The following is a 13745-nucleotide window of genomic DNA, read 5'->3' as shown; positions in this document are numbered from 1 at the left end:
AGGCCTGTCTTGTTGCTTGCTTGTTACTTTGGCTCACGACGCGTGAGCGAGCGATGCAGCGAGACGCTCAAGTCTATGAGCACGCGATCCGCCGTCAATGAAATGGCCGACCGTATTGCGCTTGCTTCAGGAAATGACGTTTCAGCGAAGGCTCGCTTTCGAGAATGTGCACTGTGGCCGGGTGAAGCTGCACAGGGATGCAGCAGGCGAGGGAGTCGCGGTTGACCTCGCATGTCGACGCATTTGCGGAAATCCTTTCATCGCTCCCGCATCCGCCGATGGAGAGAATGACCTCGCTGCGCGCTACATTCGAAATTCCATTTCATTGACGATGCGGCGAGCGCGCCGCATGATTTGCGCATCGCATCAACGCGGCGCCAAAGCGCCGCCGGAATGATTTTCTCTCAACGCAGCTCCGCACGGAACATGCGCAACGCGAACCGTTGCGCAGATGGCGGAGCCGTGCCAGCGCAGGAGTGGGGACGAATGAACAACGACACCAAGCGGAGCGGATCGGGGCTTGATCGGCGCCATCTGCTTCAGGCGGGGCTTGCAGCGGCTTTCGCCGCGCCGCTCGGCGCGCTGGGCGCACAGGCCTTTGCACCGCGCGCCGTCGCGCCCGGCGTCGACTTCTCGGAATTCCCGCTGTGCCGGACCGCGTCCGATGCGCCCGCGCTCACTGGGGCGCCGCGCAAGCTGAAATTATCCTGGAATGCCGGCGCTGTCTGCCTCGCGCCGGTACCGGTTGCCATCGAGCACGGCTTCTTCCAGAAGCACAATCTCGAGGTCGAACTCGTCAACTATTCGGGCTCGACCGACCAGCTGCTCGAGGCGATTGCGACCGGCAAGAGCGATGCCGGCCTCGGCATGGCGCTGCGCTGGCTGAAGCCGCTGGAGCAGGGCTTTGACGTCAAGATCGCCGCCGGCACGCATGGCGGCTGCATGCGCGTGCTGTCGCGCACCGATTCCGGCGTCGCCAAGCTCGCCGACCTCAAGGGCAAGATCGTCGCGGTCGGCGATCTCGCCGGTCCCGACAAGAATTTCTTCTCGATCCAGCTCGCCAAGCTCGGCATCGACCCGATCAGGGACGTCGACTGGCGCGCCTATCCGGGCAATCTCCTCAACGTCGCGGTGGAGAAGGGCGAGGTGCAGGCGTTCCTGTCGTCCGACCCGCTCGCCTATCTCTGGCTCAAGGATACGCAGTACAAGGAAGTCGCCTCCAACCTCGACGGCGAATTCCGCGAGAAGAGCTGCTGCATCCTCGGCCTGCGCGGCTCGCTTGTGCGCGAAGAACCTCAAGTCGCGCGCGCCATCACCCAAGCGCTGCTCGATGCGGCGATGTTCACCTCCCAGAATGCGTCGCTTGCGGCAAAATCGTTCCAGCCCTATGCGCCGAAGGCCGCCACGCTCGCCGATATCGAGGGCATGGTGCGCTACCACACCCACCATCATCATCCCGTCGGCGACGTGCTCAAGCGCGAGCTCAAGGCCTACGCCGACGATCTCAAGAGCGTGCAGGTCTTCAAGGCCAGCACCGACACGGCCAAATTCGCGGAGCGCATCTATGTCGACGTATTCGCTGTCTGACGGCCTCGCCTCCGGCGCGCCGCGCCTCTCGCGCGCGCCGCTGCTCGCCGGCTGGGTGCGGGAATCCGGCGTCGGCGTTCTCGGAAGCATCGCCTGGATCGCCTTCGGCCTGTCCTGCCTGTGGTGGACGGATGTCGGCGACTGGTCCCGGACGCATTCGCTCGGCATCGCGGCCTTCATCATCGCGGCCATCGCGCTGTTCGGCACCGTCGGCGCCGACTATCTCGGTTCGACCGGGAAGGCGTTGCAGAAGAGGGCACCGTGGCTGGTCGCGCTCGGGGCGTTTCTGACGGTTTGGGAGGTCGCGACCGCAAAGTTCGCCTGGTTGCCGCTGCCGTTCTTCCCGCCGCCGCAGGCGATCATCGAGGTCTACACCGATGATCTGCCGAAGCTGCTCGACAGCGTGTTCGCGTCCGTCAAGCTGCAGCTCGGTGGCTATCTGATCGGTGCGACGGTCGGATTCCTGACCGGCGTCTCGATCGGCTGGTCGCGCGCGGTCGGCTATTGGGTGCATCCGGTGTTGCGCTTCATCGGCCCGCTGCCGGCGACCGCCTGGCTGCCGATCGCCTTCTTCACCTTCCCGTCGAGCTGGAGCGCCTCGACCTTCCTGATCGCGCTGGCGACGGGCTTTCCGGTGACGGTGCTGACCTGGTCGGGCGTCGCGAGCGTCAGCAATGCCTATTACGACGTCGCGCGCACGCTCGGCGCCAAGCCGTCGTTCCTGGTGCTGAAGGTCGCAATCCCGGCCGCACTGCCGCATGTCTTCGTCGGCCTGTTCATGGGGCTCGGCTCGTCCTTTGCTGTGCTCGTGGTCGCCGAGATGATCGGCGTCAAGGCCGGGCTCGGCTGGTACCTGCAATGGGCGCAGGGCTGGGCTGCCTACGCCAACATGTATGCGGCGCTGATCGTGATGTCGCTGCTTTGCTCCGGCGCCATCACGCTGCTGTTCTCAATCCGCGACCGCCTGCTGGTCTGGCAGAAGGGGACCGTGAAATGGTAACCGCAGCAGCGTTGGCCGAAGCGATCACGCATCCGGCCGCCGGCGCCGCACTGGACATCGAGCAGGTCAGCCACGCCTTCGATATCGACGGCAGCGCGCTGCCGGTGCTGAGCGATGTCAGCATCTCGGTCGAGCCAGGCGAGTTCGTCGCGCTGCTGGGGCCCTCCGGCTGCGGCAAGTCGACCTTGCTGCGGCTGGTCGCCGGCCTCGACAAGCCCAAGGCGGGGACGCTGCGGGAGGATGAGGCTCGCATCACGCGGCCGCATCCGTCGCGCGTCGTCGTGTTCCAGGATCCCACCTTGTTTCCCTGGCGGTCGGTCTGGGACAACGTCGCCCTGGGCCTCGAGGCCCAGGGCATCCTGAGGAGCCAGCGCCATCGCGTCGATGCCGCGCTCGACCTCGTCGGACTGTCCTCGTTCCGCAACGCCTATCCGCACCAGCTCTCCGGCGGCATGGCGCAGCGCGTCGCGCTGGCGCGGGCGCTGGTCAACGATCCCAAGATCCTGATCCTCGACGAGCCCTTGGGGAAACTGGACTCGCTGACCCGCATCACCATGCAGGCCGAGATCGTCGCGCTCTGGCAGCGCAAGGGCTTTACAACGCTGCTGGTGACGCATGATGCGGAGGAAGCCCTGGTGCTTGCCAACCGCGTCATCGTGTTCAGCGACCGGCCGGCACGTGTCAAGGCCGACATCCGCGTCGACCGGCCCTATCCGCGCCATCGCGGCGATCCCTATCTCGCCGATCTGCGCCGCCAGATTCTCGGCCTTCTGGGACTGGACGCCACATGGTGACGCCTGTTGCAGAAGGGCGCGCGGCGCATCACGAACCGGATTATGTCGCGCGCGCCGAGGCGCTGGCCGAAGCTTTTGCGGCGCGTGCGGCGGAGCATGACCGGGCCGGCAGCTTTCCGTTCGAGAATTTTCGCGAGCTCTCCACGGCGGGCCTGCTGTCGCTGACCGTGCCGGCGGCCCATGGCGGGGCCGGTGCCGGCGCACAATACGCCGCGCGCGTCCTCGGCATTCTCGGCAAGGCCGATCCCTCGACCGCGCTGGTGCTGGCGATGCACTACATCAATCACCTCGTCATGGCGCGCAGCCCGAGCTGGCCGGCGCGGCTGTCGCGCAAGCTGGCGCGCGAGAGCGTCGAGGGCCTTGCGCTCATCAACGCCCTGCGCGTCGAGCCGGAGCTCGGCTCGCCCGCGCGCGGCGGCCTGCCGGCGACGATCGCGCGGCGTACCGAGACTGGCTGGCGCCTGTCCGGCCACAAGGTCTACTCGACGGGCTCGCCGATCCTGAAATGGTATCTGGTCTGGGCACGGACCGACGAGGTCGAGCCGCGCGTCGGCCAGTTCCTGGTGCCGGCGGGCCTGCCGGGCACCCGCATCGTCGAGACCTGGGACCATCACGGTCTGCGCGCCAGCGGCAGCCACGACGTGATCTTCGAGGACGTCGTGATCCCGCTGGGGTCCGAAATCGACCTGCGCAAGCCCGCGGACTGGCGTGGACCCGACGCGACGCAGGCGACCGCCCACACGGTCTTCGTCGCCGCGATCTATGACGGCATCGCCCGCGCGGCGCGCGACTGGCTGATCACGTTCCTGAAGCAGCGCGTTCCGGCCAGCCTCGGCGCGCCGCTCGCGACCTTGTCGCGCGCCCAGGAGATCCTGGGGGCGATCGAGGCGCGGCTTGCGGTCAACGCGCGGTTGATCACCTCCTTTGCCGGCGACTTCGACGATGGCGTCGAGCTCTCCGGCACCGAGTCCAACATCATCAAGCTGACGGTCACCAACAACGCAGTCGCCGTCGTCGAGGACGCGCTGTCGCTCACTGGCAATCACGGCCTGTCTCGTATCAATCCGCTGGAGCGGCACTATCGCGACGTGCTGTGCGGGCGGGTGCACACACCGCAGGACGATTCCACCCGCATCGGCCTCGGCCGTGCCGCACTCGGGCTCTAACAGTTCAACAGGGAGACGATCATGTCGATCGAGTTCATCGGCTTCATCAGCAACAACAATTCGTCAGAGACCATCGTGCGCGAGGGGCCGGTGCTCGATCCCACTCACATCGAGACGGTGGCGAAGGCGCATGAGAATGCCGGCTTCGATCGTGCGCTGCTGGCGTTCCATTCGACCACGCCCGACTCGCTCCAGGTCGCCCAGCACGTGCTCAACGTGACGTCCCGCCTCAACGTGCTGATCGCGCAGCGCCCTGGCTTCACCGCGCCGACATTGCTGGCGCGGCAGTTCGCGGTGCTGGACCAGCTTTCCCGCGGCCGCGTTGCGCTCCATGTCATCACCGGCGGCAACGCCACCGAGCTCCGGCAGGACGGCAACACGCTCGACGACAAGGACGAACGCTATGCCCGGACCTCCGAGTTCCTCGACGTGCTCAGGCTGGAATGGGGCAGCGACAAGCCGTTCAGCTACAAGGGCAGATACTACCAGGTCGAGAACGCCTTCTCGCAAGTGAAGCCCTATCGTCCCGACGGCATCCGCATCTATTTCGGCGGCGCCTCGGACGCGGCGATCGACGTCGCGGGCAAGCACGCCGACACCTTTGCGCTGTGGGGCGAATCCTATGCCCAGGTGCGCGACGTCACCTCCCGCGTCCATAACGCGGCGGTGCGGCACGGGCGGCCGACGCCGCGCTTCAGCCTCTCGGTGCGGCCAATCATCGCCCCGACCGAGAAGCAGGCCTGGGAGAAGGCCGAGGAGATCCTGGCCCGTGCCACCGCGCTTCAGGACAAGACCGGCTATCGCAAGCCCGCCGACGGCCATGCCACCGCCGGCGCGCGGCGCCTGCTTGCGCTCGCCGACCAGGGCAGCCGCATCGACAAGCGGCTGTGGACCGAGATCGCAAAGCTCACCGGCGCCAACAGCAACACCACGGCGCTGGTCGGCACGCCCGAGCAGGTCGCCGAAGTCTTCGGCGATTATTACGATCTCGGCATCAGCCATTTCCTGATCCGCGGCTTCGATCCGCTGATCGACGCCATCGAGTACGGCCGCGAGCTGATTCCGCTGACACGCGAGCTGATCGCCAAGCGTCAGGCGGTGCGCGGCGAGGCCGCCGAATGATCCGCCTCATGCTGGCCGGCGCGCTGCTGTTCGCTTCGCTGGAGGTGGCAGCTGCGCAAACCACATTGCGCGTCGGGGACCAGAAGGGCAATGCGCAGGCCGTGATGGAAGCGGCCGGCGTGCTCAAGGACGTACCTTACAAGATCGAGTGGAAAGAATTTCCGGCGGCCGCGCCGCTCCTGGAAGCGCTCAGCGCCGGCGCGATCGAGACCGGTCTCGTTGGCGACGCGCCCTTCACCTTCGCCGCCGCCTCCGGCGCGCCGGTGAAGGCGATCGCTGCCATCCGGCAAACGCGTGAGGGGCTCGCGATCCTCGTGCCCGAGACATCGCCGATCAAGAGCTTTGCCGATCTCCGGGCTAAGAAGATTGCAACCGGCCGCGGCTCGATCGGCCATCAGCTGATCCTGGCTGCGCTGGAGAAGAACGGCTGGAGTGCGAGTGACGTGCAGATCGCGTTCCTGGCGCCGTCGGACGCCAAGATCGCCTACACGCAAGGCTCGGTCGATGCATGGTCGACCTGGGAGCCTTATGTGAGCCAGGAGGAGGTGCTGTTCAAGTCGCGTCGCATCATCACGTCGGAAGGCCTGACACCGGGGCTGAGCTTCCAGGTGGCGCGGCCCGACGCAATCCGCGACAAGCGTGCCGAGCTGTCCGACTTCATCCGGCGCCTCACCACGGCGCGGGCCTGGTCGCTGAACAACGTCGACAGCTATGCTGCGACTTGGGGCAGGCTGATGAATATCCCGACCGCGGTGCCGCAGAACTGGTTGTCGCGCGCAAAGATCCGCATCGCGCCGATCGACGACGGCGTGGTCGCGGACGAGCAGAGCACGATTGACCTCTATCTACGCTGGGGCTTGATCAAGCAGAAGCTGGATGCCGCGGAGATCGTGGATCGCTCGTTTACGGATGCGATCGCGAAGGCGGGGTTGTAATGCTCCTTGCCGTCATTCGGGCGCGCGACGAAGTCGCGAGCCCGGAATCCATTCAACCACAAACTTTGCGGCCCGATGGATTCCGGGTTCGCCCTGCGGGCGTCCCGGGTTGACGACGGGGAGGCACAGAGCTCACGAGCCGCTCAAGCGTTCGTGAGAAGGAGATGGCTTCCAACTCAATCGCGTTCCTCGAAACAATCCTCCTGCATATAGCGCTCGCGACAACATCCCCGTTGCTATTTGCATCGCAGCTCTTGCGGCACGGTGAACTCCCGCAAAGATCAATTCGACGACCACATCGGGAGACCGGCCATGGGCCTGCAAGAAACAAGAATCGAATCGCTTCCTTTCGTCACTGCCGAACTCAACTATCTCGCCCCCGTTTCGGGCAAGCCGCGCACCTATGCCTTCGATCCGCCGCCGGGCGAGCCCAAGAGCACGGCGCTGCCGGAGCCGCATCAGGTGCCGATCTTCGATGCGCGGCCGATTGCGCAAACGTTCTCGCTCGATCGCGAGGGCTTTGCCCTGGTGCGTCATCCGACCCGGGTGAAGGATTTCTACAACGACGAAGAAGTGAGGGCGGTCTATTATCCCGCCGTCGAGGCGTTCCTGCGGGCCACGCTGAAGGCCGATCGCGTCTTCATCTTCGATCACACCGTGCGCAAGCGCGTCGAAGGCGCGCCTGATATCCGCGACGGTGGTCCACGCCAGCCGGCAACGCGCGTCCATGTCGACCAGACCGCGATCTCCGGTGCCAACCGTGTCCGCGAGCATCTGCCCGACGAGGCCGAGGAGTTGCTCGAGGGCCGCGTGCAGGTGATCAATCTCTGGCGGCCGATCCGCGGCCCCTTGCGGGATTCACCGCTGGCGATGGCGGACGGCACGACGGTCGCCCCCGACGATCTCGTCGCCTCCGACCTGATTTATCCCAGCCGACGCGGCGAGACCTATTCGGTGAAGTACAATCCGGCGCATCGCTGGTTCTACTTCCCGGAGATGACATCCGACCAGGCGCTGCTGCTCAAATGCTATGATTCCGCAACCGATGGCCGCACACGCTTCGGCCCGCACACCGCCTTCATCGATCCGACCACGCCGGCGAGCGCTGGGCCGCGTGAGAGCATCGAGGTCCGCACGCTGGTCTTCCACAAACGGTAACAATGTGTGATCGCACGGCCGCGCCCTGCGCGGCCGTGGGCGGGGAACTCAAGGGAACAAATCGACGTTTGCAGCGCCGGGCGGGGTCAACCGGGAGCGGTGCCGTGCGAGCGCGAACCACGCTATTCTTCTCTCTTGCCAGTTCTCTTGCCAGTTTTTCGCTTTCTGCCATTTCTGTCGCCCATGCCGAAAGCGGGCTTGCCTCGTATTACGGCTATGGAAAAGCCGGCAAGGGCGGCGAGCTGACCTGCGCGCACCGGACGCGTCCGTTCGGCAGCGTCCTCAGGGTGTCCTGGAGCGGGCGCACGATCCAGTGCCGCGTCAATGATCGCGGTCCCTTCATTCGCGGCCGCATCGTTGATCTCTCGGTGCCCGCTGCCCGCGCGCTCGGCATGATGAGTGCCGGCGTGGTGCGGGTCTCCGTGGAATAGGCCGCTCCACGCGCTATAGTGCCCCTCGAAAGCAAGGGAGGGGCGCCAATGGCTGGGATCAGGGTGGGACTCGTCGGCTGCGGTTTCGTGTCGGAGCTGCACATGTATGCGTTCCGGCGCGTCTATGGCGTGGATGTCGAGGTCGCAGCGGTGGCCGCGCGCGGCGATCATGTCGTCGAATTCGCCGGACGGCACGGAATCCCGCGCGTCTATCGCAGCTTCAGCGAGCTGGTCGCGGACCGCGAGATCGACGTCGTCGACATCTGCACTCCGCCCAATCTTCATGCCGAGATGATCGTCGGCGCCATGCAGGCCGGCAAGCATGTGATCTGTGAGAAGCCGTTCGCCGGCTATTTCGGCCGTGACGGCGACCAGCAGCCGATCGGCCGGCGGGTGCCGAAGGCGCTGATGTATGAGCGCGTGATCGAGGAGATGGACAAGACGCGCGCCGCAATCGAGCGCACCGGCAAGCTCTTCATGTATGCCGAGGACTGGATCTACGCACCGGCCGTGACCAAGACGGCGGAGATCCTGAGAGCGACCAAGGATAAGATCCTGTTCATGAAGGGCGAGGAAAGCCATTCCGGCTCGCACGCGACCCATGCTGCGCAATGGGCGATGACCGGCGGCGGCTCGCTGATCCGCATGGGCTGTCACCCGCTCTCGGCCGTGCTTTATCTGAAGCAGGTCGAGGCCAGGGCGCGCGGCGAGACCATCCGCGTTGCCAGCGTCATCTGCGATGTCGGCAATGTCACCGCCGGCCTCAAGCCCGAGGAGCGCACCTACATCAAGGCCAATCCGGTCGACGTCGAAGACTGGGGCACGCTCACCGCCACCTTCAGCGACGGCACCAAGGCGACCGTGTTCTCCGGCGACATGATCATGGGCGGGGTACGCAATCTGATCGAGACGTACACGTCCGGCGGTTCGCTGTTCGCCAACATCACGCCGAACAATCATCTAATGAGCTACCAGACCAGCGAGGAGAAGCTTGCGGGCGTCTACTTCACCGAGAAGGTCGATCGCAAGACCGGCTGGCAATATGTCTGCCTCGAGGAGGAATGGACGCGCGGCTATCTGCAGGAGATCCAGGACTTTATGGAATGCGCGGCGGCAGGGCGGCAGCCACTGTCGGACTTCGGGCTGGCCTACGAGACGATCAAGGTGAACTACGCGGGGTACTGGGCGGCGGAGGAGGGGCGACGGGTGGTGTTGTAGGGCGATCGTCGCCGCGACGGGACTGCGCTCCCTCTCCCCGCAAGCGGGGAGAGGCGAAGAAACCTCACTCACGCCCCGTAAGTCGATCCCTTCGGCAGCGGGAAGACCGGGTCCTGCGTCCTGATATTGGTCGGCCACACCACCGAGATGTGCTCGCCGGCGTTCTGCATCACCACGGGCGTGGAGCGCTCGTTCTGGCCGGACAGCGGCGTGCCCGGCGGGAAGAATTTCACGCCGTAGCCCTGGATGGTGCCGCCGGCGGGAATGTCGACGTCGAGCGCGGCCTTGCGGATCGCCTCGGGCTCGAAGCTGCCATACTTTTCTTTGGCGACCGGCAGCACGTTGTTGAGCAGCACCCAGGTCTGGTTGAAACCCATCGAGCAGTGCGGCGGCACATCGGTGGCGCCGGTCTTGGCCTTGTAGCGCGTGACCATCGCGTTGATCAGATCGCCCATGCCCGGCGCGAGCTTGCCGGGATCCAGCAGTTGCGCCGGCACTGGATCGATGTTGCAGAAATTGTCGATGTCGGCGCCGAAGGTGGCGCGCAGCTTGTCGAGCTGGCTGTAGCCCGCGCCGGCCCCGAACAACATCTTGAAGCGCAATCCGCTCTCGCGGGCCTGGCGCAGGAACAGGGTGATGTCGGGATTGTAGCCGGCATGGGAGATCACGTCGGCCTTGGCGCGCTTGATTTTTGTCACCAGCACCGACAGATCGGGTGCCGACGCCGAATAGCCTTCACGTAACACGACCTGGATGCCGGCCTGCTTGGCATAGGTTTCGTCCGCGGCGGCGACCCCGACGCCGTAGGGGCCGTCCTCGTGAATCAGCGCAACCTTGACGTCCTTGGGATCCATGCCGAGTTTTGCTTTCGCGTGCTCGGTGATGAAGCTGGCAAAGGCCTGGCCATATTGGTCGGAATGGATCTGCGCGCGAAACACATATTGCAGGTTCTTGTCCTTGAACACGGCGGTCGAGACCGCCGTCGTGATCCAGAGAATCTTCTTCTGCTGCTCGACCTTCGCCGCCAGCGGCACCGCATGCGAGCTCGCATAGACGCCGTTGAGAATGTCGATCTTCTCCTGGCTGATCAGGCGTTCGGCCTCGTTGATCGCAACGTCGGGCTTGCTCTGGGAATCCGCCGCAACCGCAGCAATCTTGGTCTTGCCGCCGATACCGCCTTTCTCGTTGACGAGATCGATCGCGATCTGGGCGCCGATTGACGAGGCGACCGAGCCGCCGGCGGCAAAGGGGCCCGTGAGGTCGTAGATCAGGCCGATGCGCAATGTCTCGGCCTGCGCCTGGGCCCTGGTCCAATCGAGGCTGAGTGTGGCGGCGGCAGCCGCCGTACCCTTCAGCAGCTGCCTGCGTGAAGTCGGCATTCTTGTCCTCCCTCAAAACCGTCGTTTGATCTTGTTATCTTTTTGCGAAGTATGGGGAGGGGGATCGCGGAAAGTCAACATGGCGAAAGTCGAGGTCGGTCTTCCACGGCCTGCAACGCAATTGCGAAATGCCGGCGCGGCGCCTTCGCCTGGCGACAATCGTCGCGGGATCACTGCCTCAAGCGGCGGGCCAGATAGAGCGCGGTCTTGCCGCCGGCTTTGGCGAGCCGTTCAGGCGTTCCCGCCGCGACGATGCGGCCGCCCTCGTCACCGGCGCCGGGGCCGAGATCGATGATCCAGTCGCTGTGCGCCACGACATCCATGTCATGCTCGACCACCACCACGCTGTTGCCGGCATCCACGATCCGGTCGAGCTGGGCGATCAGCCGTTCGACGTCTCTGGGATGAAGACCGGTGGTCGGCTCGTCCAGCACATAGAGCGTGTGCCCGCGTTGCGGCCGCATCAGCTCGGTCGCAAGCTTGATGCGCTGGGCTTCGCCACCGGACAATTCCGTTGCGGACTGACCGAGGCGGATATAGCCGAGGCCGACCTCGCGCACGACCGACAGCGCGCGAGTCAGCGTTGCATCGCCCTCGAAGAAATCGAAGGCCTCGTCGACGCGCATCGCCAGCACGTCCGCGATGGACTTGCCCCGGATCTTCACCTCGAGCGTCTTGTCGTTGTAGCGCGCGCCCTTGCAGGTCGGGCAGGGCGCATAGACGCTGGGCAGGAACAGCAGCTCGACACAGACGAAGCCCTCGCCTTCACAGGTCGCGCAGCGTCCCTTTGCGACGTTGAAGGAGAAGCGCCCGGCATCATAGCGGCGGGGTTTCGCCAGTGGCGTTGCCGCGAACAGCCGCCTGACGTGGTCGAACAGGCCGGTATAGGTCGCAAGGTTGGAGCGCGGCGTCCGCCCGATCGGCTTCTGGTCGACGACGACGAGACGGTTGATCTGGTCAAGACCGGCAACGATCCTGCCGCCCAGCGTCTCGACCGTCGGGGCAAGGCTGCCGTCGTCGGCGTCGGTGGCGAGCGTATGGCCGAGATGCGCGGCCACGGTCTCGACCAGGAACTGGCTGATCAGGCTCGACTTGCCGGAGCCGGATACGCCCGTGACGCTGGCGATGACGCCCAGCGGAATGTCGACGTCGAGGCCGCGCAGATTGTTGCGGACGACGCCTCTGACCTTGAGATGTCCCTTCGCCTCGCGCCGGATCGTCGGCAGCTTCTTGCGGGGATGGGCGAGAAAGCGGGCGGTGTGCGATTGATCGATGTCACCGAGTCCTGCGGGCGGCCCGCTGTAGAGGATGAGCCCGCCGCCGTCGCCGGCGTCGGGGCCGACGTCCACTAGCCAGTCCGCATGCCTGATCACCTCGATCTCGTGCTCGACGACGAAGATCGAGTTGCCGGCGTGCTTCAGCCGATCCAGCGCCCGCAGCAGCGCCTCGGTGTCAGCTGGATGCAGGCCGGCGGAAGGCTCGTCGAGCACGTAGACGACACCGAACAAATTCGAGCGGACCTGTGTCGCGAGGCGCAGCCGCTGCAGCTCGCCCGGCGACAGCGTCGGCGTGCTGCGTTCGCAGGCGAGATAGCCGAGGCCGAGGTCGAGCAGGACGGCAAGCCGGGCCGACAGATCCTCGCAGATGCGCCTCGCGACGACGGTCTTCTCGGATTTGTCCGTCGATGCTTTTGCGAACGGCTTGATCACCTCGTGCAGCTGCTTGAGCGGCAGGTGCGACATCTCGGCGATGTTGCGCCCGCCGAACCTCACCTTGAGTGCCTCGGGCTTCAACCGCGTGCCGTGGCAGGTCGGGCAATCCCGCGTGATCATGAACTGCGCGACGCGGCGCTTCATCATCGCGCTCTCGGACTTGGCATAGGTCTGCATCACGTAGCGCTTGGCGCCGGTGAAGGTGCCCTGGTAGCTCGGCTCCTCCTTGCGGCGCAGCGCCCGCTTGACCTCGGCTGCGTCGTAGCCGGCATAAACGGGAACGGTCGGCTGCTCCTCGGTGAACAGGATCCAGTCGCGGTCCTTCTTCGGCAGCTCGCGCCAGGGCTTGTCGACGTCGTAGCCCAGCGTCGTCAGGATGTCGCGGAGGTTCTGCCCCTGCCAGGCGCTCGGCCAAGCCGCGACGGCACGCTCGCGGATCGTCTTGGTGTCGTCGGGCACCATCGACTTCTCGGTGACGTCGAGCATCCGGCCGATGCCGTGGCAGGTCGGGCAGGCGCCCTCCGGCGTGTTCGGCGAGAACGACTCGGCATAGAGCATCTCTTGTCCGCGCGGATAGTCGCCGGCGCGGGAGTAGAGCATCCTGAGCAGGTTCGAGATGGTGGTGACGCTACCGACCGACGACCGCGTCGTCGGCGCGCCGCGCTGCTGCTGCAGCGCCACCGCGGGCGGCAGGCCTTCGATGTCGTCGACCTCGGGGATCTGCATCTGGTGGAACAGGCGCCGCGCATAGGGCGACACCGATTCCAGATAGCGCCGCTGAGCTTCGGCGTAGATCGTTCCAAAGGCAAGCGAGGATTTCCCCGAGCCCGACACGCCCGTGAACACGACGAGGGCGTTGCGGGGAATGCGGACGTCGACGTTCCCAAGGTTGTGCTCGCGCGCGCCGCGCACCCGGACGAAGCCGTCGTCCTGCATCAGGTCGGGTTGTCTGGGTCGATCGTCCATCTCGCTTCCTCCGGCTCCCCTGGGGATCAAACGGCAAGATCGCAGGATGGGTCCCTTGATGCCAGTGGGCGCAAACGCGTCGTTAAGCTGTCATGAAACGCACAAGCCAAGGGGTGTTTACGGCGATCGATCCGCAGATCGTGCCGCAGAAAGCAGTGCCATAGGGTGGGCAAAGGCGCAAATCGCCGTGCCCACCGTCGCGTTCCGTAGCAGCGGGATCGTGGGCACGCTTCGCTTTGCCTACCCTACGAGAGCGCTGCAAGCCTGCAGAATGCAG

General features: G+C 65.5%; 11 protein-coding genes. 9 read left to right on the top strand and 2 right to left on the bottom strand.

The features are described 5' to 3' along the window. Positions 1–486 precede the first annotated feature (486 nt). From X268_RS23865 to X268_RS23825, 9 genes are all read left to right on the top strand, one after another. A complete protein-coding gene (locus X268_RS23865) occupies positions 487–1587 on the top strand; it encodes an ABC transporter substrate-binding protein (RefSeq protein WP_128927191.1) in 1101 nt (366 codons plus the stop codon). Beyond that, positions 1565–2587 (top strand): ABC transporter permease, encoded by a 1023-nt coding sequence (locus X268_RS23860; RefSeq protein ID WP_128927190.1) that lies wholly within the window; start codon positions 1565–1567, stop codon positions 2585–2587. Before X268_RS23865 ends, X268_RS23860 begins: the two co-directional genes overlap by 23 nt. Continuing rightward, the gene (locus tag X268_RS23855; protein WP_128927189.1) at positions 2581–3381 is read left to right on the top strand and encodes an ABC transporter ATP-binding protein; all 801 of its coding nucleotides are present in this window, start codon (positions 2581–2583) and stop codon (positions 3379–3381) included. Before X268_RS23860 ends, X268_RS23855 begins: the two co-directional genes overlap by 7 nt. After that, positions 3375–4547 (top strand): acyl-CoA dehydrogenase family protein, encoded by a 1173-nt coding sequence (locus tag X268_RS23850; protein WP_128927188.1) that lies wholly within the window; start codon positions 3375–3377, stop codon positions 4545–4547. The genes X268_RS23855 and X268_RS23850 overlap by 7 nt, the downstream gene beginning before the upstream one ends. Before the next feature lie 21 nt (positions 4548–4568). Next, entirely contained in the window at positions 4569–5669 is a 1101-nt protein-coding gene (locus X268_RS23845; RefSeq protein ID WP_128927187.1) for an LLM class flavin-dependent oxidoreductase, read from the top strand. Then, the gene (locus tag X268_RS23840) at positions 5666–6604 is read left to right on the top strand and encodes an ABC transporter substrate-binding protein (protein WP_128927186.1); all 939 of its coding nucleotides are present in this window, start codon (positions 5666–5668) and stop codon (positions 6602–6604) included. Before X268_RS23845 ends, X268_RS23840 begins: the two co-directional genes overlap by 4 nt. Positions 6605–6916: 312 nt before the next feature. Beyond that, positions 6917–7762 carry a CmcJ/NvfI family oxidoreductase gene (locus X268_RS23835; protein WP_128927185.1) on the top strand — a complete coding sequence of 282 codons (846 nt, stop codon included), beginning with the start codon at positions 6917–6919 and terminating at the stop codon, positions 7760–7762. Between the two features lie 104 nt (positions 7763–7866). Beyond that, complete coding sequence (locus X268_RS23830; RefSeq protein WP_128927184.1) at positions 7867–8193, top strand: septal ring lytic transglycosylase RlpA family protein; 327 nt, start codon at positions 7867–7869, stop codon at positions 8191–8193. Between the two features lie 48 nt (positions 8194–8241). Next, a complete protein-coding gene (locus X268_RS23825; protein ID WP_128927183.1) occupies positions 8242–9411 on the top strand; it encodes a Gfo/Idh/MocA family protein in 1170 nt (389 codons plus the stop codon). A gap of 68 nt (positions 9412–9479) precedes the next feature. Here the strand turns inward: X268_RS23825 and X268_RS23820 are convergent, their stop codons facing one another. Together X268_RS23820 and uvrA are read right to left on the bottom strand one after the other, a co-directional pair. Then, positions 9480–10790: an ABC transporter substrate-binding protein gene (locus tag X268_RS23820; protein WP_128927182.1), complete on the bottom strand. Its 1311-nt coding sequence runs from the start codon at positions 10788–10790 to the stop codon at positions 9480–9482. A 170-nt stretch (positions 10791–10960) separates the two neighbouring features. Continuing rightward, the gene (gene uvrA, locus X268_RS23815; RefSeq protein WP_128927181.1) at positions 10961–13468 is read right to left on the bottom strand and encodes an excinuclease ABC subunit UvrA; all 2508 of its coding nucleotides are present in this window, start codon (positions 13466–13468) and stop codon (positions 10961–10963) included. Positions 13469–13745 lie beyond the last annotated feature (277 nt).

Origin of the sequence: Bradyrhizobium guangxiense, from assembly GCF_004114915.1 — a bacterium.
Classification (GTDB): Bacteria; Pseudomonadota; Alphaproteobacteria; order Rhizobiales; family Xanthobacteraceae; genus Bradyrhizobium; species Bradyrhizobium guangxiense.
Note: the sequence above shows the minus strand (reverse complement) of the source record. Positions and strands in the feature narration are given on the sequence as shown.